This is a genomic window from Desulfomicrobium aestuarii, from assembly GCF_055385525.1.
In genome coordinates this window covers 891,499-912,085 of record NZ_AP042427.1, presented here as the reverse complement: position 1 = coordinate 912,085, position 20,587 = coordinate 891,499, and the positions used below count along the sequence as shown (strand labels likewise).

Genomic DNA, 20,587 nt, shown 5'->3' with positions numbered 1-20,587 from the left:
GCGCCCTCCCTACATGGCCTGCTGCGGTTGTTTGATCCTGCCCAGGGCGAGCCTCGGATCCACGCAGAGCTTCTCGAAGCCGAGCTCGGCGCGGTCGATCCCCAGGGCGTAGCCGAGGAGCTGGGTGTAGTAGAAAACCGGGATCCGGAAATTCTCGCGCAGGGCGTCGTTGATCTGCCCCTGCCGCAGGTCCAGGTTCATCTGGCACAGCGGGCAGGCGGTCACGATGGCGTCGGCGCCGACGTCACGGGAGGCGTCCAGAAGCTTGCCCGACAGCGTGGCCACGATGTCCCCGCGGGGAATGCCGTAGGAGGCCCCGCAGCACTCGACCTTCAGGGGGAACGGCACCACCTCGGCTCCCAAAAGCGCCATGAGGTTGTCCATGGCCATGGGGTTCTCGTGGTGGTCGAAGCGCATGACCTCGGGCGGACGGTTCATGATGCAGCCGTAGTAGCAGGCGATCTTGATGCCCGTGAGGGGTTTGACGACCTTGCCTTTGATGAGCTCCGGGTCGACGTTCTCGGCCAGGACCTGCAGCACTGACTGGGTATCCACGGAATTCCTGCACGGCACGTCCAGCAGGGCGTTGACCTTGTCCTTGAACTCCGGGTCGTCCATCTTGTGGGACGCGGTGCGCAGGTTGGTCAGGCAGCTGGGACAGGGGGTTGCGGCCTTGGTCATGCCCATGGTCTCGACCTGGGCCAGGTTGCGGGCCGACAGGGCCGCGGAGAGGACGTGGTTGACGGTGTGGGCCGGCGAGGAACCGCAGCAGCTCCAGTCCGGGATGTCCATCAGCTCCACGTCCAGGGCCTTGCAGACGGCGCGGGTGGACGTGTCGTATTCCAGGGACGTTCCCTGCCCGGAGCACCCCGGATAATACGCGACTTTAAGCATTTTTGCCTCCTTTGCGGAACCGCTCGAAAATGCGCGCCACCTGCTCGCGGCCCTGGATCGGGTGCGGCTTGAACGGCAGCTTGCCGCGCATGAGCACCTGCGGGGCGAGATCGACGTCGGTGAAGACGCGGCCCGAGCGGGTCATGTACGAGGCCATGAGGCCCAGCTCGTAGGCCCGGCCGTGACGCTCCACGGAATCCAGGAACGAGTCGGCGAAAATCTTCACGGCTCGCTCAGTGGCGTAACCCTCTTCGCGGGCCATGTGTCGGCAGACGTCCATGACGCGCGCCACGTCGATCTTGTTCGGACAACGCGTGGTGCAGGACTGGCACGAGCCGCACAGCCAGATGGAACGGCACTTCAGGACAGCATCCTTCTGCCCGGTCTGGACCAGACGCATGATCTGGCTGACCGAGTAGTCGTAGGCGAAGGTGTACGGGCATCCGGCCGTACAGTTGCCGCACTGGTAGCAGTTCTTGACGTTCTGGTGGCTGCGGGCTTCGACCTCGTCAATGAAGCCCTGGTCGGCATCAGCGAGATTAAAGATTTGCATAGGCATACCCAACTTTGCGGTAAGGAACGGCGAGCCGTCCGGTTGAGAGGAAACCCGTCCCGGGAAGGCCGTGTACCGGATGCACCTTTTTGACACACCGCCGACACGGGCGGATGACCCAAAGTGATACACAGTTTCCCCATAACTCCCCAGTTTTCGGGACTTGGGATATCTTTTAAGCAGATTCAATGCCATAGTCCCCGGAACAGGCGCTTGTCCAGCCCCGGCCCTGTTCCGGCAACCCGCTTCGGCTGGCGGGACGGGCCGTTTTCAAGATGGAATCCATTTCAGGGGGCGTGCCGGCCTGGACACGCCCCTGAAATGATGGCGTTGGATGAAATCTACAGCAGGTGCGCCGTCTCGAAGATTCCTTCCGCCAGGGTGGGATGGGCATGGATGGTCTTGGCAAGATCCTTGGCCGTGGCGCCGAGCTGCAGGGCCAGGGTCGGCTCGGCGATGATGTCCGAGACGTGCGCTCCGGCCAGGTGCGCGCCAAGCAGCCTGCCGCTGTCGGCGTCGACGACGAGCTTGAACACGCCCGCCAGTTCGCCCATGGCCTGGGCCTTGCCCAGTTCGCGGAAGTTGCTCTGGGGGCAGGCCACGTTGAAACCCTTGTCGCGGGCCTGGGCCTCGGTCAGGCCCACCGTGGCCACTTCGGGCGAAGTGAAGACCGCCGCCGGGACCGTGGAGTAGTCCATGGGCTCTGACGCTCCCAGGCAGTTTCTCACCGCCACCATGCCCTCCACCGCCGCCACGTGGGCCAGCATGATGCGCGCCGGGCCCAGCACGTCGCCCACGGCGTAGATGCCGGGCACGGACGTTTCAAGCCGCGCGTCGGCCTTGATCCAGCCGCGCTGGTCCGTCTCCACCCCGGCCCCGGCCAGGCCCAGACCCGCGGTGTTGGGCACGCGCCCCACGGCCACCAGGACCACGTCGGCCTCCAGCACGCTCTCCTTCTGCGCGGACGCGGGAAGATCCTTGACGAAGGGGGAGGGTCCGAGGGTCACCTGCACGCCGGTGGCCGTCACTTCCGCCTTGGACGCCGTGCGGGCCAGCTCGCAGCCGATGCCGCGCTTCTTCATCTCGCGCTGGATGAGCTTGCTCAGGTCCGCGTCGATGGACGGGACGGGCAGGATGCGGTCCAGGCCTTCCACCACCGTGACCTTGGAGCCCAGGGCCTGGAAGATGAAGGCCAGCTCGCAGCCGATGACGCCGCCGCCGACCACCAGCATCCGGTTTGGGATGGTCTTGAGTTCCAACGCGTCGTCGCTGGTGATGATGTGCGTGTGGTCCACGGGCAGGGTCGGCAGGTTGAGGGTGCTCGATCCCGTGGCGATGATGACCTTGTCCCCCGCCACCTCCCGCACCGCGCCGTCCGCGCCGTGCACGCGCACCAGGCCCGCGCTCGCGACCTCGCCCCGGCCGCGCAGCAGCGTGACCTTGAGCTTGGCACAGGTCTTCTCCAGACCGCCGCGCAGAATCTCCGAAACCTTGTTCTTGCGGGCCACGATGGCCGGCATGTCGGGCCGGGCCTCGCCGCCCCCCGCGATGCCGAACTCGGCCAGGCGGTGGGCCGTCTCCAGGGCCTCGACCGAGGCCTTGAGGGTCTTGGTCGGGATGCAGCCCCAGTTCAGGCAGGTCCCGCCCATGTGGGCCGCTTCGACAAGGGTGACCTGCGCCCCGGCCTTGGCCGCGGAAAATGCGGCGGTGTAGCCGCCCGGGCCGCCGCCGATGATGGTGATGCGTTGCGACATGGCAACCTCCTTTGCGTATGCGATGCGCCCGGATGGCCGGGCCTGTTCCCGTCATGGGAGAGTTTCCGCGCCGGCCGGACAGAACCGCGGCCGACGCGGAAACCGGGAGGGTGATAGAAAGAATCAGGCCGAGACGAGCTGCGCGTACTGCGCCGCCGTGATGGACGCTTCGGCCGGGTCGTCGGCCGTGATGCGCACCAGCCAGCCTGCTCCATAAGGATCGGAGTTGACCAGTTCGGGCGTGTCGCTCAGGGCCGTGTTCACTTCCACCACGGTCCCTGAGAGGGGGATGATGGCCGGGGACACGACCTTGGCCGACTCGATCTCGGCGCAGGACACGCCCTGGGTGAAATGCGCGCCCGCTTCGGGCAGGTCGATGAAGATGACCTCACCCAACTGGTCCTGGGCGAAATCGGTGATGCCGATGACGAAGGAGCCGTCGCCGGCCTCCTTGGCCCAGAGATGTTCGGCGTGGTAGCGGCGGTCGTCGGGATAGTTCAGTGCGGACATGTCGGTTCCTCCTTGGGTGGAAAGATCAATGCGCCTCGGGCTTGCGGATCTCGGCCTTGACCAGGGTCGCGCGCACCTTGGAGCGGTACGGCAGCAGCGCCTGGTCCTCGAGCTTCTCCAGCCCCTGAACCTGCTGCGCCTCGATGAACACGGGCAGCATGCGGTCGCCGCAGGCCTCGAAGACCATCTTCGCGGCCTCGGCGGCCTCGGCCGGCGTGACGCGGGCCAGGGCGCCGCCCTCTCCCGCATAGGCGGACACGACAAGGCGGATCAGGTGTTCCTTGTGCCCCCGAGTCAGGGCGATGCTCTGCTTCAGGTCATCGAGGGCCAGCTCGCCTCCGGCCACGGCCGGGTACAGGCCGGCCGGGCCGACCACGTCGAGGACCATGCGGCTGACGTGCCCTTCGTCCAGCACGCGTTTCAGGAGGTCGGCGCGTCGGCCGTCGGCATGCAGTTCCACGGTCAGGCCGCCCTTGGCCAGCAGGCGCACCAAGGTGACGAAGTTGTCCTCCTGCCCTGCGGGGCAGGCCGAGACGTTGAGGCCGGAAATCCAGCCGTGCAGCAATTCGCTGCGCGTCACGCAGGCTTCCAGGACGCGGCCGGACAGCAGGTAGGCCAGGATCTCGCCCGTGCCCTGCCTGATGACCGTGCCGTCGTCGAAAATGGGAAATTCCACGCCCTCGGGGTTACGGTAGATGGCGGAACGGTTGGCGCGGTAGTAGGCGTTGAAGATGTCCTTGTCGGCCTTGAAGTCGAAGGCCGTGTACTCCTGTCCGCGTTCGGCCAGGAACTCCTTGACGATCTTGCAGCGCAGGCAGTCGGGGGCGGTGTAAAGGGTGATGCTCATGGTCGTTTCTCCGAAAGAGGCGCGGGAGAGGTCGACCCCTCCCCCGCTGCCGGGTTATTTGTCGTCGTCTTCAATGGAAGCCACGCACAGGGCGTTGCTGCCGCCGTAGGGCACGCAGCCGTCGACGGTCACTTCCTTGGCGCGGTCGCCCAGGGCCGCCGCGCCGGGAACGCGGAAGGAGAACACGTCCAGGGGCCTTATGGCCGTCTCCACGGGCTTCTTGACCTGCGGAACCCACTCGTAGGGCACGCGGTAGGCGCGGTACGTCATGTTCATGGGGACGTGCTTGCCCTTGTAGGGAGAAATGAATTCCCACACGATCTTGTGGTCCGCCGTGACCTCGAAGACGCGGCCGTCGGAGCCCTCGGTGATCAGGGTGTTGCCGTTGGGCAGGCGCTGCATGCCGCTGATGAAGGGGCTGTAGAAGCGGTTGCTGTCCATGGGGAAGAGGAAGCCGGCTTCGCTGGGCGTGTACTGCCAGACGATCTTCATGGCCACTGGGTCGATCTCGAGCACCCGGGAGTAGTCGCGCAGGGCGGCCTTCACGCCCGTGGGGGCGCCGGGGTTTGGCACGTCGTAGCCGCCCCACCCGCCGTTGTCGAAGATGAGGATGTTGCCGGCGCCGGGCAGCCCGGCCGGGATCATGTGGCAGTGGTGCTGGCCGATGATCCAGCCGATGGCCTTGAGCTCGGGCGTGGAGTCGTAGTCGGGGCCCAGCTTCCAGACGACCTTGCCGCTCTTCTTGTCGATGATGAAGGTGATGTTGGCTTCGCGGCCGTCGACGATGATGTTGTCCGGGTGGAAGCGCTGATCGCCCGCGTCGTACCACTTGTTGGGGCCGAGGACGGACATGGAGTTGATGTGCATCCAGTCGCCCATGCCCTCGGGCTTGGTCGGGCGGTAGTTGGGGTTGCGGGCCAGGGTGTTCTTGGGACCCTCGCGGAAGCCGAACTCCTCGAAATGCTCGTGGCAGTTCCATTCCCAGACGATCTCGCCTTCCCAGTTCACTTCAAGGATCAGGTCGTCCAGGAGCAGCTTGTCGGAAATGTCCGAATTGCGGGCGTTGCGGTGGGCCAGGACCAGGGTGTTGCCCGAGTCGGTCTTGGGCTCCATGCCAGGGGCGTAGTAGCCGACAGGGTTGCCCTCGCGCTGGAAATCGTGATGGTAGCGCGCCATCCAGCGGCCTTCATAGCCCGGGTCCTCGATGAACTCGTTCTGGTCGAATTTCCAGACGACCTTGCCTTCCCAGTCGATCTGGACCACGTCGACGCCGTCCTGGACGCTGAACTTGCCGTCGCGGCGGCCTCGGCTGGACATGAGGTAGCCGCCGGGGAAAATCTTGTTGGGCATGCCGAGCACGCCCTTCCAGACGTTGTGCTCGCGGCCGTTCATGTCCATGAGCACGGCGCCCACTTCCTGGGCCTGAAAAATGGTGAGACCGTTCCAGCACTTTTCGGGATCGTAAACCGTGACGCCGGTGGGATAGATGGTTGGGTGACCCATGATGTACTCCTTTTTCGTTGAGTGTAGGACTGGCCGGGACGCTCCGGCGGAAGCCTGTGTTGATCCTGTCGTGAGAAGCTTTCTCTCACGATACGAATCGGCCTTCTGTTGCGTTCATTACACTCCGGCAAAAAAAGAGTTCTTTTTCTCACATTCGAAAAACCCTTATGTTTTGAGGTGATGCCTCGCATTGGGCTCTTTTTTCGCAGCCCTTGGGGCACAAAAACCGGAGGACTCGGGTTCGTGTTCCACGACGGACGCGGAACAGGGGGCGAAGAAGGGGGCGGCGGGATTTCGCCTCCCCGTCGCAGGCGCGAAAGGGGGCATCGTTGGACGCTGTCAGCGATCTAATGATACGGACTGGCGGAAAGACGGGAAACGGGGAGACCGATCCTCACGCGCTCTACTCGTTTTGGCGTACCAACTCATTGAACCGTTTCCTGTCCAGAATGTAGACCTCGTCGCGGGAATACGGGCCAAGGACGCCGGACTTCTCCAGTTCGCGGAGGGATTTGTTCAGCGTGACCCGGTGGACGCCCAGGAGGTTGGCAAGGTCCTGCTGGTTGAGGCCGGGAGAGACCACCAGGGGGGCCTTTTCCGAGATATCGTCCTTCTGACGCAGATGCAGGTACTTGCAGATGCGGGACGGCAGGTCGTCGAGGCTCAGGCTGACGGCCTGATTGCTCAGCACCCGGACCTTCAGGGCGAGGGACTTGAACAGGGCCAGCATGAGATCGGGATGAGCGGGCAGAATCTGCGACAGGACGCACTGCCGGGCAAAGGCGTAAACCGTGCAGTCCACGGCCGCCACCATGGCGCTTCGGGCCGGAAGTTCGTCGAAAAACGGTGTTTCGCCGAACAGGGAGTCGGGGCCGATGGCCCAGATGATCTTTTCCCGACCGTCCATGGTCGAGCGGGTCAGCCAGATCTCTCCCCGCTCCAGATAATATAGGGTACCGGCGTCCGCCCCATAGGAGGAGATGTGGGTTCCTTTGGCAAACTTCATCCGCCGACCCTGGGACAGAACCCTGCGCCAGCATTCCGCCACGGAAGGAATGCGGGAAAACTCCAGTTCCTTGAGCCCGACATCGATTTTCTCCGCTGTCATCGGCCGCTCCTTGGACGTGCAAATACGGGATTTCGGCTTTTCACGGCAAAATTCTCCGCCGCGCCCTGATTCCGGGGCCGGAACGCGGGGACGCCGGCGCATGCGTTATCGTGAAAAAAATGACAATATTCGACCTCAACCATGAAAATTGTGGCGTTTGTTACAGCACGGGTGCCGCAGCCGCCGTATTCTCCGCATACCTAATTTTTCCAAAGGAGAAATCCCATGGCCGCAACACAGTCTATGTTCGAAAAAGGTACCCTGGTCAAATGGGCCTTGAGCCTCGTCGTTCCGCTCGTCGTTTTTCTGTCCATGCCCGTGGACGGCACCACCGTGACCAAACCCATGGCCATGTTCCTGGCCATCACCGCCTGGGCGGTCACGGTATGGGCCACGGACATAATCAACGAAATCGCCGTGGGCCTGGCCCTGCCCGTGCTGTACATCGTCTTCTGCGGAGTCAAGCAGCAGGTCGTGTACACGCCGTGGCTGTCGGAAGTGCCCATCATCGTCATCGGCGGTTTCGCCCTAGGCAAGATTCTGCAGGACACGGGCCTGGGCAAACGCATCGGCCTGACCTGCGTGCGGGCAATGGGCGGCAGCTTTGTAGGCGCCCTGTGGGGGCTGACCCTGGCGGTCTTCATCGTCGCCCCCCTGGTCCCCGCCGTCACGGGCAAGGCGGCCATTTTCTGCGCCATCGCCATCAGCCTGTGCGAAGCCCTCGATTTCAAGGAGAAGAGCCGTGAGGCCACGGCGGTCATGCTGGCCGCCTGCCTGGCCGTCATGTCCACGAAGATCTGCTACCTGACCGGCGGCGCCGACACGGTTCTGGGCATGGGCCTGGTGGAAAAGGTCACGAGCACCAAGACCACATGGATGGAATACGCCTACCACAACTTCCTGCCCGGCACGCTGTACACCATCATGTCCCTGTTGCTGGTCACCTTCCTGCTGCCGTCCAAGGTGGACCGCAAAACCCTGCAACCTGTCCTTGAAGCCAAACTCAAGGAAATGGGCCCCGTCACGCGGGAACAGAAGACCGCCTCCCTTCTCATGCTCCTGACCCTGGTCCTGCTGGCCACGGACAAACTGCACGGCGTGGCGGCGGGCTTGGTGCTCATCCTGATCACTTTTGCGGCCTTTCTGCCGGGCATCAACCTTCTGAACGGCGCCAAGTTCGGGAAAATAAATTTTGCCCCGCTGTTCTTCATCATGGGCTGCATGACCATCGGCAGCGCCGGCGGAGCCCTCAAGGTCACCGAATGGGTCGCCAACATGCTGCTGCCGTATTTTCACGACATGAGCAGTTCCTCTGCCAGTTCCATGGCCTACGTCTTCGGCGTGGCGGTCAATTTCCTGCTCACCCCTCTGGCCGCCATCACGACCATGACCTCGCCCCTGGCCGAACTCGGCCTGAAGTTGGGGATGGATCCCCGCATGCTCTACTACTCCTTCGCCTACGGGCTGGACAATATCATCTTCCCTTACGAGTACGCGGTGCCCCTGTATTTCTTCAGCACGGGCTACATCCTTTTCACGGACTTCATCAAAGTCATGGCCGTGCGCATGATCCTTGCGGGCTTGTTCGTCGCTTTCATCGCCATCCCGTTCTGGAAATTCGTTCTCTAGCCGCACACGCCCCATCCCCTGCCCGGGCCCTGAACCATGGCGCCCGGGCAGGTTCCCCCAATCCTGCACGCTCTTCGAACTGCCTGGCTGACCACGCCCAAGCGCTTGATCCCCTCATAGGGACAAGGGTCGGCAACCTTGCGGATAAAGATTACCTTGAATAACGGCTCGAATACGTACATATTTGGGATACGAAGACGTTCGTGCCGCGCTTTTTCCGCAGCCCTTCTGGCCCGGCCGGCCGCATCGTACAGGGCTTTCGGACCGGCTCCCGATCGCCAAAACTCCAGCGCCTGAGGAGAAAACATGACCGGCAACAACCGCCGTTGGGAGCGACAGCCCGTCGAGGTGCCCTGCACCATCAGCTATTCACACGGCATCCCGAACCCGGCCAGGGCCAGCATCGTCAACCTGAGCCCGGGCGGGCTCATGCTCGCCGCGGAGCAGAGCTTCATCGCCAACGAGCGCGTCTCCATAACCCTGGAGGACGGCAACGACTCCCTCCTGTTCGAGTTCGCCGAGACGATGCGCGGTACCGTTCGCTGGAGCCAGGCCGCCGCGAAAGCCGGGCGCTCCCTTTACCATATTGGCATCGCCCTGGAGGCGGAGCTGCCGACAAGAATTTTGCTTACGGAGCAATAACCCAGCCCTATTCTACTTGTCTTGTATCCTCTGGTCTTCTATGGATACAGGGAGATACTGATTGTTCATCACCCGTGCATTCACAATCCCAGGAACACAGCAATGCCAGACGAGACGCCCCGGAACAGAAAATGGGAACGGTACGGATGCCTGCTCCCATGCCGCGTCATCCCCGAGAAGGAAGCCGACATGTTCATTTCGGCCCGCATCATCAACATCGGGCGAGGCGGGGTGCTCATCGAAGCCGACTATGATTTCCCCACCGGCGCCAGAGTCATCATCGCCACCGGTGCGGAATCCGAAGCGGACCGCTTCGGGGGCCTCGACGAGGTGCACGGCACGGTGCGCTGGGGTCAGCTCGACACGGTCTCCCTGATGGGTCTTTTCTACGTCGGCGTCGAGTTTGACGACCTCCTGCCCCTCAAGCAGGCCGCCTCGCAGAGGTTCTGATCGTCGGAACTGCCGGGCCCGCTCATCTGCTCCAGAAGTCCGGAACCCGTTTCATGGCCGGCAGGCCCGGGACGATTTTTCCCAGGAACACCCCTTGTCCGGCGAACCATAAAAAAAGGGATTTTGTCGCCAAAATCCCTTCTCTTCTTTCGGGGCTCAATCCCCGTCGCGCAGATCAGGCCTTGGGCTTTTTGGACGGACCTGACGCCCGGTTGCCGAGGCCGTTCTCACGTTCCACCCTCTTGAACCCGAAATCGAGCAGCTTGGCGGTCTCCCGCTGGCGCACGGCCGAATTCTGAGCCCCGAGCACGACGGCCAGGAGGCGCGTGTTGCCGCGTTTGGCCGTGGCGGTGATGTTGTACCCCGCCTCGCAGACGAAGCCGGTCTTCAGCCCGTCCGCCCCCTTGTACGTCTTCAGGAGCGAATTGGCGTTGCGGTGGGTCGAACCGTGGAAGGTGTGGGTGGTCATGGAGTGAATCTGCAGCGATTCGGGGAACGTGCGCAGATAGTTCATGGACAGCTTGGCGATGTCCCTGGCCGTGGAGAGCTGCGCCCTGTCGGGCAGGCCGCTGGGGTTCCTGAAGCGACTGCTGGTCATGCCGATCTTCCTGGCCTTGTCGTTCATCTGGGCCACGAACTTCGACGGGTCTCCGCCGCCCATGTACTCGGCCACGGCCACGCAGGCGTTGTTGGCCGAGACCACGCTGATTCCCTTGATGAGTTCGCTCAGGGGAACCTTCTCCCCGCGCTTGAGGCGCATGCGCGAGCCGCCGGTCTTGACCGCCTGGGCGCTGACGGGAATGGGTGTGGAGGCCGAGATCCGTCCCTGGGCAATGGCTTCGCGAACCAGATAGAGCGTCAGGAGCTTGGTGATGGAGGCGGGCTGGATGGACTTGTCGGCGTTGTGTTCGTAGTAGACCTGGCCCGTGGTCATGTTGATGAGAATGGCCGACTTGACGTTGAGGAACAGGTCCTTGGCCGACGCAGGCGGCTCCCCCTTGGGCGCGGCCTTGACCGCAGGCTCGGCCTTTGGCGCCTCGACAGCCTTCTTGACTTCGGCCGCAGGCGCAGCGGCGGGCGCGATGGCGGCCGTTTTGACAGCCTTGGCCCGGGATGAAGCAACTGATTTCTTACCAGGCTTTGCAGGCGCAGACTTCACTTCGGCAGGCGCCGGGGCGGCAGCAGGAGCGGAAATCGGGGCGATAGCCGCAACATTAGCCGGAGCGGAAACAGGGGCCTCCGTTTCCGGAGTCTTCGCCTGGGCCTTGGCCGGTTCAGCCGCAGCGGCCGCAGCAACGGGCTTGGCCTTGGGACGGGGTCCGATGGAAGCCCTGTAGACATGTGACCCGGAAGGCGCGGAGGCGACCTCGATGGGTCCAGCCTGTCCGGCGGAGACGAGGAGAAGAAGAAAACACAGACAGGTCAGAAAAGCTCTTTTCTTCATGGGCCTTGCCATACGGTTGAAGCAGACACAGGTCAAGGAAGAATGCGGCCCGAAAAACCAGACTTTATCCTGTAAATTCAAATTACTACATCTTTTCTACAGAACGTCGGAAGAAGCCGCCCTTCCTTCAGACAATCGCGTCTTACATCATTTCCTCATGCATTTCAATTGGAAACGCTGAAAAAACAACCGTATTGCGAATGAATCGAAGTGGTCAGACATCGCTGACCTTCAAAACGCATCCTGTAGGACAAGGGCCCGGCGATGTGTCTCCCCCGGATGAAAAAACCGGGGCGCCCACCTGGAAAATCGTTGCGGCCGTCCTGGTTCATGAAGCTGAAGCGGCGGCGGATATCCCGGCCGCCGTTTCAAGTCGTCACGACCGTCCGCACGGATCACCCGCACCCCACTCCCATTCCCGCACACCCCGCCTTGTGGCTGCGGGTCCTGTAGCGGGTGATGTCACCTCCCTGGAAATGCTCGGATACGATGTCGGTGATGAGACCGGAACATTCCAGCACGGAAATCCCCTCTTCGCCCAACACCTGCTTGGGCTGCTTGCCCGCCGCCTCGACCAGCACCAGCGAACAGTCATGCAGAATTTCCGCCAGTTTGCGCCAGCGGTCCGGCCCGCAGCCGACTTCCGGGGCCGTTCGCTCCTCGAACATGCGCGCGCCCTTGCCCTGCGGCGCCCAGATCTGGAAGGACGGCGCCTCGCCCAGGTGCATGTTGACGAGCATGCCTTCGCGGGAAGCCACGGCCACATAGGGCCTGACCGTCTTTTTGGAGCCGCAGGCCAGGGCGTTCAGGGTCGGGATGAGCTCACTCGACCGGTCCGAGCACAACAGGCCCACGGCGTCGGCCCGGCAGCGGCGGCAATGGGTCATCTGCAGGATCGTCTCGCCGTTTTTGGCCCGCAGTTCGTGGATCAGCTCCTTGGACGGCTCTTCCATGCCCGCGAAAGGCGTGTCGGCCGTGGGGTGCAGGGGAATGAGGTTCTGGATATCGGCGCCGAGTTCCGCCGCCACACGGGCCACCTCGGCCAGATGATGGTCGTTGACGCCGGGGATGACGATGCTGTTGACCTTGACGGTCACGCCCCTGGACTTGAGCAGTCGGATCGATTCGAGCTGCCGTTCCAGGAGCATCCTGGCGCCGTCCAGACCCCGATACACGACTTTGCCGACCCTGACCCAGGAATAGATCTTCGCCCCGATCTCGGGGTCCACGGCGTTCATGGTCACGGTGACGTGGGTCACGCCAAGCTCGACCAGGCGGTCCACATGCTCGGGCAGGGCCAGGCCGTTGGAGGACAGGCAGTAGAGCATGTCGGGGTATTTGGCATTGATGCGCTCGATGGTGGCGATGGTCTTTTCGGCCTCGGCCATGGGGTCGCCGGGCCCGGCGATGCCGACCACGGTGATGCGCGGCTCCTTCTCCAGCACCTCGTCCAGGTACTCGACGGCCCTGTCCGGCGGCAGCACGGCGCTGGTCACGCCGGGGCGTGACTCGTTCACGCAGTCGTACTTGCGGTTGCAGTAATTGCACTGGATGTTGCAGCCCGGCGCCACTGGCAGGTGCACGCGGCCGCAGGAACCGGAGGAACTCTTATTGAAACAGGGATGCTTGGATCTGTCTTTGGCTTCGGACATGGCGTCCTCCCTTGTATGTTGGTGCGTCTGAGACGCATGTGAAACCCGAAGATGGATTCCCGCCTGCGCGGGAATGACACGTTTTCAGCGCGGCATGCCGAGATTCTTAACCCGACGCATCCCCGTCCGGTGCGCACACGCCGCGCCCCGCCCGGACGTCATTCCCGCGCAGGCGGGAATCCATGCCTTTTCGTTCACACCGAACGCCTGAGAAATATCGTGCCTACAAATACCCATACCCAACCGGGCATTCGTCCTGGCTCTTCTCCAGGACGGCGTTGACCAGCCTGTCATAGAGGGACAAGGCCCCCTCGTAACCGACGTGCAGGATGCGCTGGCCACCGAAGCGGTCGTGGATGGGAAAACCCACGCGGATGAGCGGGATGTTTTTCGCCCTGGCCAGCTTGTAGCCCTTGCTGTGCCCGACCAGCAGGTCGGGGTTCAGCTCGGCGGCCTCGTCCTCGATGTCCTTGAAGTCCGCGTCGTCGCGGATGACCGGCATGGTCTGGCAGACCTCGGCCAGGGCCGCGGTCACGGCCGGGGCGAAGCGGTCGCTCTTGGCGCCCGTGGCCACCAGGACCGGCTGCACGCCGATCTCGCCCAGGAAGGAGCACAGGGCCACGACGAAATCCTCCTCGCCGTAGACCACCGCCCGTTTCCCGAAGATGTACTTGTGCCCGTCGACCATGGCGTCCAGCAGACGCCCGCGGTCGAAGGCGTCCTTGGCCGGCATGTCGCAGGAGGCGAATTCGGCCAGGACGTCCATGAACTGGTCCGTGGCCCTCAGGCCGATGGGCATGGCAGTCCGCCGCGCCGGCACGCCGAACTTGCGCTCCAGCACCCCGGCGGCGGACTCGAACAGCCCGCCCGACATGCCGAACTCGACCGTCCCGGCCGCGCCGCCCATGGCCCGGATCTCGGCCACGGGGGTGCCGCCGTCGGGCAGGGAATGGTAGTCGTCCCAGATCACGCCATCCATGGTCTCGGAAAGGTCGGGCAGCATGGTGAAGCGCACGCCCGCCCGCTCGCCCAGGGCTTTGAGGAAGCGGTAGTCGGCCGGCGAGAGGAAGCCGGGCAGCAGGTTCACCCCGCCGTGGGCCCTGCCCTTCTCCTTGACCACCTGGTCGGCCAGGGAACGCACGGCCGCGTGCCAGCCCTCCATGTGCGTGCCCGAGTAGCTCGGGGTGGACACGTGGACCAGCTCGGGCAGGGACAGGTCGGAAAATTCCTCGCGAAACTCGTTCAGGTAGCGCCCCACGTCGTCGCCGATGGTCTCGGTCAGACAGGTCGTGGCCACGCCGACCAGGGACACGTCGTACTTGCGCATGACGTTCAGGATGCCCTTCTTCAGGTTCGGCCCGCCGCCGTAGACGGCGCTCTTCTCGCCCAGGGCCGAGGAGGCGATGTCCACGGGTTCGCGGTAGTGGCTGATGATGTAGCGGCGCATGTAGGTCGCGCAGCCCTGGGAGCCGTGCAGGAAGGGGACGGCGTTCTCGATGCCCTTGAAGACCAGGGCCGCGCCCATGGGCGTGCACATCTTGCAGGCGTTGGTGGTGGATACGTAGTTCTCAGCCATTGACGGCCTCCTTGGCGGCGCAGGCCGCGCGGGCGGGGGAACGCCGGGGCATGAACCTCCAGACCGGGCTCATGACCGAGGAGTGGATCTCCCTGGCGAAATTGTACATGCCGACGAACCCTTCCAGGGCGATCTTGCGCTCGTGGTTGTGATCGCAGAAGCCCACGCCCAGCTTGTAGGCGATGGGGCGCTCCTTGACGCCGCCGACGAAGACGTCGACGTCCTTCTCCTTGATGAACTGGGCCAGTTCCAGGGGGTTGGCGTCATCGACGATGATGGTCCCGGGGTCGGAGATGGCGGCCAGCTCCTTGTAGTCCTCCTCGGTCCCAGTCTGGGAGCCGACGACCACGACCCGCATCCCCAGGTGCCGGAAGGCCTTGATCAGCGAAAAGGCCTTGAAGGACCCGCCGACGTACATGGCCACCTTCTTGCCTTCCAGGTCCTGCCTGAGCTCCGCCAGCTTCGGCATGAGTTCCGAAAGCTCCGTGCGGACGAGTTCCACGGTTTTGGCCTTGATGGACGGGTCCTTGTCCGCGAAAAAGTCGGCCACCTTGTACAGCGAGTCGGCCATATCCTCCACGCCAAGGTAGGATACCCGCTGAAAGGGCGTGCCGTATTCCGCCTGCATCATCTTGGCGAGCTCCATGGTCGCCCCGGAGCACTGCACGAGATTCAGCGCCGCGCCGTGGCAGCGCCGGATGTCGTCCACGCGGCCGTCGCCCGTGATGTTGGCCACGACCTCCACGCCCATCTTGCGGAAATATTCGCGCACGATCCATGTCTCGCCCGCCAGGTTGAAGTCGCCCAGGATGTTCACGCTCATGGGCGAGATGCCCGTGGCGTCGCCCGTGCCGACCAGCCGGAACATGGCTTTGCAGGCCGCGGTGTAGCCCTCGCGCTTGTTGCCCTTGAAGCCCTCGCTCATGACCGGCAGGACCGGGATGCCCGTATCGGCCGCGACGCGGCGGCAGACGGCCTCCATGTCGTCGCCGATGAGGCCGACGATGCAGGTCGAGTAGACGAAGGCCGCCTTGGGGTTGTGCAGGCTGATGAGCTCGCGAAGGGACGCTTCAAGCTTCTTCTCGCCGCCGAAGATGACGTCCATCTCCTGCAGGTCCGTGGAGAAGCTCAGGCGGTGCAGCTGCGGGCCCGAGGAGATGGCGCCGCGGATGTCCCAGGTGTAGGTGGCGCAGCCGATGGGGCCGTGCACGAGGTGCAGGGCGTCGGCTATGGGGTAGAGCACCACCCGCGAGCCGCAGAACACGCAGGCGCGCTGGCTGACCGCGCCGGCCAGGCTCGGGCGGTTGCAGGCCATGGCGAAGGGCTCTTCGCCGATGCGGTGAACCTGGCTTTTTCTTTCGTCGAGTATGGTCTGGCTCATGGTGTGCTCCTTGGTGCGGCTCCTGCTGGCCGCGCTCTCGCTTCCGTACCCCCGGACCCGCCCCGGTAATGAGGGAGGTGCGCCCGGGCGGGACCGGGGGACGAAAATTGTGTTCCGGACCTAGGCCAGGGCATACTCGGCGCAGGGCTCACCGGCCTCGATGCCGTCCAGGATGGCGTCGATGGCCTCCTCGCTGTTCACGCCGCCGAACCACCAGTTGTCCGGCTGGACGACCATGACCGGGCCCTTCTCGCACAACTTCATGCAGCCCGTGGCCGTGACCAGGATATCGAGGCCCCGGGCCAGGATCTCCTCCTCCAGATACTGCAGGAAACCGTCGGTCTGCTTGAAGCAGACGCCCTTGGGGTCGCCGCCGACCCTGAAACTCTGACACACCAGGATCTGTCTCTCAGGAATGGCCATCTCTCTCTCCACTATATTGAAATGTTTATTCTATGCCGCCGTAAAGCTGCCGCACGAGGCTCTGCACGTAGCCTTCGGCCTCGATGACCGTCAGCCCCCGCTCGGCCAGGATTTCGAGCGGCTTGCGCCCCACCCCGGCCACCAGCAGGTACGAGCAGTCCGAAAGGATCTCGGCCACGCCCTCCCAGCGGGCGTCGCCGGAACCGGGCTGGGGAGCGGGCCGTGTGCCGATCAGGCCGACCACCCCTTCGTCGCTGCCGTAGATCCGGAATTCCCGGGCATGTCCGAGGTGGGTGTCCACGGTCGTCCCGGTGCTGCTCGCGACGGCCACGAGGGGCCGGGTTCTCTGGGGGGGCGTAAATGTCATGATCGGCTCCTTGGGTGGCGGCGGGAAAAACCCCGCCGCCTGGCAATCAGTAGACGAGTTCAAACTTCTCTTCGGTTTCGTCGCGGTCCGTGCGGGTCAGGATCAGGTCGAGAATCCTGGTCAGCATGTGCAGCCCGCCCTTGTACCCGACCGTCGGGAAGTACTGGTGGCCGACGCGGTCGAGGATGGGGAAGCCGAAGCGCAGGAACGGGATGTCCTCGTCGCGGGCGATGTACTTGCAGTAGGTGTTGCCGATGATGAGATCCACGGGCTCGTTCTTGATCCACTGGTGCAGCAGGAACATGTCCCCGCCGGCCTTGACGTTGGCCTTGTAGCCGGCCTCGGCCGTGATCTCGTCGATGCGCTTCTCGAACTTGGACCCCGGCGTGCCGGTGACGATGTGCATGGGCAACATGTCGATGGAGACCAGGAATTCGGTCAGGGCGATGACCTGGTCGGGGTCGCCGACCAGGGCCACCTTCCTGCCGTAGAAGTACTGGTGCATGTCGGAGATGAGGTCCACGAGCTGGCCGCGCTCGAAGGCGACCGACTCGGGCACGCTCACGCCGCCGACCTTGCGCAGGGTGTCGATGAAACGGTCCGTGGCCTTGAGGCCGAAGGGCATGTCCAGGACGGTGCACGGCACCTTGCACTGGGTGTCGAGCCAGCGCGCCGCGTCGGCCGAGCACCACTCGCCCAGGGCCAGGGTGCCGATGGCGTCGCCCGCGGCCACGAGGTCGGCGATGGGTGTGCCGCCTTTGGGGAACATCTTGTACTCGCCCGTCAGCGCGCCGTTCAGGACGCCGGAGGTGTCGGGGAAGAGGATGATGTCGAGGCCCATGAGTGCGGCCAGGCGCTTGACCTCTTCCATGTCCGAGGGCTCGACCCAGCCGGGGATGATGTTCACGCGGCCGTTCTTCTTGCCCGTGGCAACGGCGAAGCCCTTGGCCATGCCCTTGACCATGTTGGAGAAGCCCGTGACGTGGGAGCCGACGTAGCTCGGGGTGTTGGCGTAGATGACGTGCTTGCCGGCCGGGACCTTGCCGGCCTTGATGGCCTTGTCGGTCATCTGCGGCAGGTCGTCGCCGATGGTCTCGGACAGGCAGGTGGTGTGCACGGCGATGACGTCGGGCTCGTAGACCGTGAAGATGTTCTCGATGGCGGTCTGCAGGTTGGCGCCGCCGCCGAAGACCGACGCGCCCTCGGTGAAGGAGCTGGTGGCCGCCGAGACGGGCTCCTTGTAGTGCCGGGTCAGGGCGCTGCGGTGGTAGGCGCAGCAGCCCTGGGAGCCGTGGGAGTGCGGCAGGCAGCCGTGGATGCCCAGGGCCGCGTACATGGCCCCGATGGGCTGGCAGGTCTTGGCCGGGTTGATGGTCAAGGCGCTGCGGTCCTTTATTTCGGTGGGAGTGTGTCGAAGTAGCATGACTGTGTCCTCATTATTCCCAGACGTAGGTGGCCGAGAGTTCCGGGTTTTCCTGCCAGGGCGCCTTCATGTAGCCCCAGACCCTGCTGTTCACGAGGCGGTCGATCTCCTTGTAGAAGTTCACCGCGCCCTGGAAGCCCGCGTAGGGACCGCCGGAGTCGTAGCTGTGCAGCTGCTTCATGGGCACGCCCAGCTTCTGGATGGAGAATTTCTCCTTGATGCCCGCGCAGAAGATGTCGGGCTTCACGATCTCGACCAGCTTTTCGGCCTCGTATTGGTTCAGGTCGTCGACAACGAGGGTCTGGTGGTCCATGTCCGGGATCAGGCCGTCGTAGTGCTTGAACCTGAACCCGGCCGCTTCCAGTTTGGCCATCTCCTCGGAGCTCTTGCGCGGAGCGTAGCGCTTCTCGTCGGCCTCGACGTGGATTTCCTCGATGTTGCGACTGTCGGCGTCGACCTTCAGGTCCGGGATGACCTGGCGGCCTTCGTAGTCGTCGCGGTGGGCGAACTCGTAGCCGGCGGCCAGGGTCTTCATGCCCATCTCGGCGAAGAGGTCCTGGTAGTGGTGGGCGCGGGAGCCGCCGACGAAGAGCATGGCCTTCTTGCCTTCGGTGCGCGGGCGGACGTCGGCGATGACCTCCTCCACGGCCGGCATCTCCTCGGCGATGACCTCCTCCACGCGCGCGGTCAGTTCGGGGTCGCCGAAGTATTCCGCGATCTTGCGCAGGGACTTGGCCGTGGACTTGGCTCCGATGAAGTTGACCTTGATCCACGGGATGCCGAACTTGGTCTCGAGCATGTCGGCCACGTAGTTGATGGAGCGGTGGCACATGACGGCGGACAGGTCGGCCTTGTGGGCCGAGGCGAACTGGTCGTAGGTCGAGTTGCCCGAGAAGGTGGCTATGTTGGTGATGCCGCACTTCTTGAGGATGCGGTCGATCTCGAACCCGTCGCCGCCGATGTTGTATTCGCCCAGGAGGTTGATCTTGAACTTGCCGGGCTTCTCGGCATCGTTCTCGCCCACGACCTCGCTGAAGATCTTGTTGTTGGCGATGTGGTGGCCGGCCGACTGGCTGACGCCCTTGTACCCTTCGCAGCTGAAGGCGAAGACGTTGCAGTCGCCGAACTTGGCCTTCATCTTGCGGGCCACGGCGTGGATGTCGTCGCCGATGAGGCCCACGGGACAGGTGGCGAAGACCGCGATGGCCCTGGGGTGGAAGAGGTCGTAGGCTTCCTGGATGGCCGCCTCGAGCTTCTTCTCGCCGCCGAAGATGATGTCCTGGTCCTGCATGTCCGTGGAAAAGCAGTAGGGCATGAAGTTCTCGTCGCCCTCGCCCGACGCGTCGGTCTGGTTGCGGCGGGTCAGCCAGGAGTAGAAGCCGCAGCCGATGGGGCCGTGGGTGATGTTGACGATGTCGCGGGTGGGCCCGAGGATGACGCCCTTGCAGCCGGCGTAGGTGCAGCCGCGCATGGTGATGATGCCGGGGATGGTGCGCACGTTGGCCGATATTTCAGGCGTCTCGTTGCCGAGGGCCTCGTTGACGAGGATCTGGGAGGCGCGCTTCCTGGCCACCTTGGGCGGATACTTGGCGAGCATTTCCGCCTTCACGTCCGTCGGCGTCCAGTTGACGAGCTTTTTCGCAGTCGATGCCATGGTGTTCTCCTTATCTGTCCCGATTTCAGTCGAAATCGGGTCTATTCAATGGACTTGGCGCCCTTTTCTCCGGTTCTGACCCTTACCGCGTCGATCATGGGCAGGACGAAGATCTTGCCGTCGCCGGGCTGGCCGGTCTTGTTGGTGTCGGTGATGACCCTGACCACCTCGGGCACCAGGTCGTCGGTGACCACCACGGTCAGCATGCGTTTGGGGTAGAGCTTGCCCTTCTCGCCGAGCACGGCCACAGCCTCCTCGATCCCCTTTTTGGCCCCCTCCAGGGGCTTCAGGTCCACCAGACCCTTGCCGCGCCCGTAGGCCTCGTGGGCGAAGAAGGCGACCACTCCCGCGTCCTGCAGGGCCTTCTTGGTCCTGTTCATCATGTTCATGCGGATGACCGCGATCACTTCTTTCATGGCTATGCTCCCGCAGTGGCGCTGTCGCAGATGCCGGAACTGATTGTGTAGACGTCGGCCACTTCGCTCACGAAGATCTTGCCGTCGCCGAAGGCGCCCTTGGCGCCGCTGCGGGCGGCCTTCATGATCACGCTGATGACGAAGTCCTTGTCCTCGGCCTTGACCACGCTCATGAGCATGGTCTTGGGGATCTCGTCATAGGTCACTTCGCCGATCTTGATGCCGCGCTGCTTGCCGCGACCGGCCACGGAATACTTGGTCACCGCCGGGAAACCCGCATCCATGAGGGCGGCAAGGACGTCGTCGGACTTTTCGGGGCGTACGATTGCTCTGACCATGATCATATGTTTTCTCTCCTTGA

At 63.8% G+C, this 20,587-nt stretch carries 20 protein-coding genes; 3 read left to right on the top strand and 17 right to left on the bottom strand.

Annotated elements, in window-relative coordinates; all coding sequences use genetic code 11:
* Positions 1-9 precede the first annotated feature (9 nt).
* The 7 genes from ACZ5AC_RS04200 to ACZ5AC_RS04170 form a co-directional block, all read right to left on the bottom strand.
* The gene (locus ACZ5AC_RS04200; RefSeq protein ID WP_464249703.1) at positions 10-894 is read right to left on the bottom strand and encodes a CoB--CoM heterodisulfide reductase iron-sulfur subunit B family protein; all 885 of its coding nucleotides are present in this window, start codon (positions 892-894) and stop codon (positions 10-12) included.
* Positions 887-1,447, bottom strand: a complete 561-nt coding sequence (locus ACZ5AC_RS04195) for a 4Fe-4S dicluster domain-containing protein (protein WP_464249702.1) — start codon at positions 1,445-1,447, stop codon at positions 887-889. The genes ACZ5AC_RS04200 and ACZ5AC_RS04195 overlap by 8 nt, the downstream gene beginning before the upstream one ends.
* Before the next feature lie 341 nt (positions 1,448-1,788).
* Complete coding sequence (lpdA, locus tag ACZ5AC_RS04190) at positions 1,789-3,201, bottom strand: dihydrolipoyl dehydrogenase (RefSeq protein WP_464249701.1); 1,413 nt, start codon at positions 3,199-3,201, stop codon at positions 1,789-1,791.
* 123 nt (positions 3,202-3,324) lie between these two features.
* Complete coding sequence (gcvH, locus tag ACZ5AC_RS04185; protein ID WP_464249700.1) at positions 3,325-3,711, bottom strand: glycine cleavage system protein GcvH; 387 nt, start codon at positions 3,709-3,711, stop codon at positions 3,325-3,327.
* A 25-nt stretch (positions 3,712-3,736) separates the two neighbouring features.
* Positions 3,737-4,558, bottom strand: coding sequence for a thioredoxin domain-containing protein (locus ACZ5AC_RS04180; RefSeq protein ID WP_464249699.1), 822 nt, complete (start codon positions 4,556-4,558; stop codon positions 3,737-3,739).
* A gap of 54 nt (positions 4,559-4,612) precedes the next feature.
* Positions 4,613-6,061 carry an aryl-sulfate sulfotransferase gene (locus tag ACZ5AC_RS04175; RefSeq protein ID WP_464249698.1) on the bottom strand — a complete coding sequence of 483 codons (1,449 nt, stop codon included), beginning with the start codon at positions 6,059-6,061 and terminating at the stop codon, positions 4,613-4,615.
* Between the two features lie 403 nt (positions 6,062-6,464).
* On the bottom strand, positions 6,465-7,169 hold the full coding sequence (locus ACZ5AC_RS04170; protein WP_464249697.1) for a Crp/Fnr family transcriptional regulator: 705 nt from the start codon (positions 7,167-7,169) through the stop codon (positions 6,465-6,467).
* A gap of 225 nt (positions 7,170-7,394) precedes the next feature.
* Between ACZ5AC_RS04170 and ACZ5AC_RS04165 the strand changes: the two genes are divergently transcribed.
* The 3 genes from ACZ5AC_RS04165 (at position 7,395) to ACZ5AC_RS04155 (ending at position 9,890) form a co-directional block, all read left to right on the top strand.
* Complete coding sequence (locus ACZ5AC_RS04165) at positions 7,395-8,798, top strand: SLC13 family permease (protein ID WP_464249696.1); 1,404 nt, start codon at positions 7,395-7,397, stop codon at positions 8,796-8,798.
* A 306-nt stretch (positions 8,799-9,104) separates the two neighbouring features.
* Entirely contained in the window at positions 9,105-9,440 is a 336-nt protein-coding gene (locus ACZ5AC_RS04160) for a PilZ domain-containing protein (protein ID WP_464249695.1), read from the top strand.
* 102 nt (positions 9,441-9,542) lie between these two features.
* Positions 9,543-9,890: a PilZ domain-containing protein gene (locus tag ACZ5AC_RS04155; RefSeq protein WP_464249694.1), complete on the top strand. Its 348-nt coding sequence runs from the start codon at positions 9,543-9,545 to the stop codon at positions 9,888-9,890.
* A 175-nt stretch (positions 9,891-10,065) separates the two neighbouring features.
* On the opposite strand, the gene ACZ5AC_RS04150 is transcribed toward ACZ5AC_RS04155, so the two are convergent.
* The 10 genes from ACZ5AC_RS04150 to ACZ5AC_RS04105 form a co-directional block, all read right to left on the bottom strand.
* Complete coding sequence (locus ACZ5AC_RS04150) at positions 10,066-11,334, bottom strand: D-alanyl-D-alanine carboxypeptidase family protein (RefSeq protein WP_464249693.1); 1,269 nt, start codon at positions 11,332-11,334, stop codon at positions 10,066-10,068.
* Between the two features lie 395 nt (positions 11,335-11,729).
* Entirely contained in the window at positions 11,730-12,986 is a 1,257-nt protein-coding gene (nifB, locus tag ACZ5AC_RS04145; RefSeq protein WP_464249692.1) for a nitrogenase cofactor biosynthesis protein NifB, read from the bottom strand.
* A 223-nt stretch (positions 12,987-13,209) separates the two neighbouring features.
* Complete coding sequence (locus ACZ5AC_RS04140) at positions 13,210-14,562, bottom strand: nitrogenase component 1 (protein WP_464249691.1); 1,353 nt, start codon at positions 14,560-14,562, stop codon at positions 13,210-13,212.
* On the bottom strand, positions 14,555-15,943 hold the full coding sequence (nifE, locus tag ACZ5AC_RS04135) for a nitrogenase iron-molybdenum cofactor biosynthesis protein NifE (protein ID WP_464249690.1): 1,389 nt from the start codon (positions 15,941-15,943) through the stop codon (positions 14,555-14,557). Before nifE ends, ACZ5AC_RS04140 begins: the two co-directional genes overlap by 8 nt.
* Positions 15,944-16,063: 120 nt before the next feature.
* Complete coding sequence (locus ACZ5AC_RS04130; RefSeq protein ID WP_464249689.1) at positions 16,064-16,366, bottom strand: (2Fe-2S) ferredoxin domain-containing protein; 303 nt, start codon at positions 16,364-16,366, stop codon at positions 16,064-16,066.
* A 25-nt stretch (positions 16,367-16,391) separates the two neighbouring features.
* A complete protein-coding gene (locus tag ACZ5AC_RS04125) occupies positions 16,392-16,733 on the bottom strand; it encodes a NifB/NifX family molybdenum-iron cluster-binding protein (RefSeq protein WP_464249688.1) in 342 nt (113 codons plus the stop codon).
* 46 nt (positions 16,734-16,779) lie between these two features.
* Positions 16,780-18,156, bottom strand: a complete 1,377-nt coding sequence (nifK, locus tag ACZ5AC_RS04120; protein WP_464249687.1) for a nitrogenase molybdenum-iron protein subunit beta — start codon at positions 18,154-18,156, stop codon at positions 16,780-16,782.
* Between the two features lie 13 nt (positions 18,157-18,169).
* The gene (gene nifD / locus ACZ5AC_RS04115; protein ID WP_464249686.1) at positions 18,170-19,810 is read right to left on the bottom strand and encodes a nitrogenase molybdenum-iron protein alpha chain; all 1,641 of its coding nucleotides are present in this window, start codon (positions 19,808-19,810) and stop codon (positions 18,170-18,172) included.
* Positions 19,811-19,851: 41 nt separating this feature from the next.
* A complete protein-coding gene (locus ACZ5AC_RS04110) occupies positions 19,852-20,226 on the bottom strand; it encodes a P-II family nitrogen regulator (protein ID WP_459824501.1) in 375 nt (124 codons plus the stop codon).
* 2 nt (positions 20,227-20,228) lie between these two features.
* Complete coding sequence (locus ACZ5AC_RS04105) at positions 20,229-20,570, bottom strand: P-II family nitrogen regulator (protein ID WP_464249685.1); 342 nt, start codon at positions 20,568-20,570, stop codon at positions 20,229-20,231.
* Between the last annotated feature and the right edge of the window lie 17 nt (positions 20,571-20,587).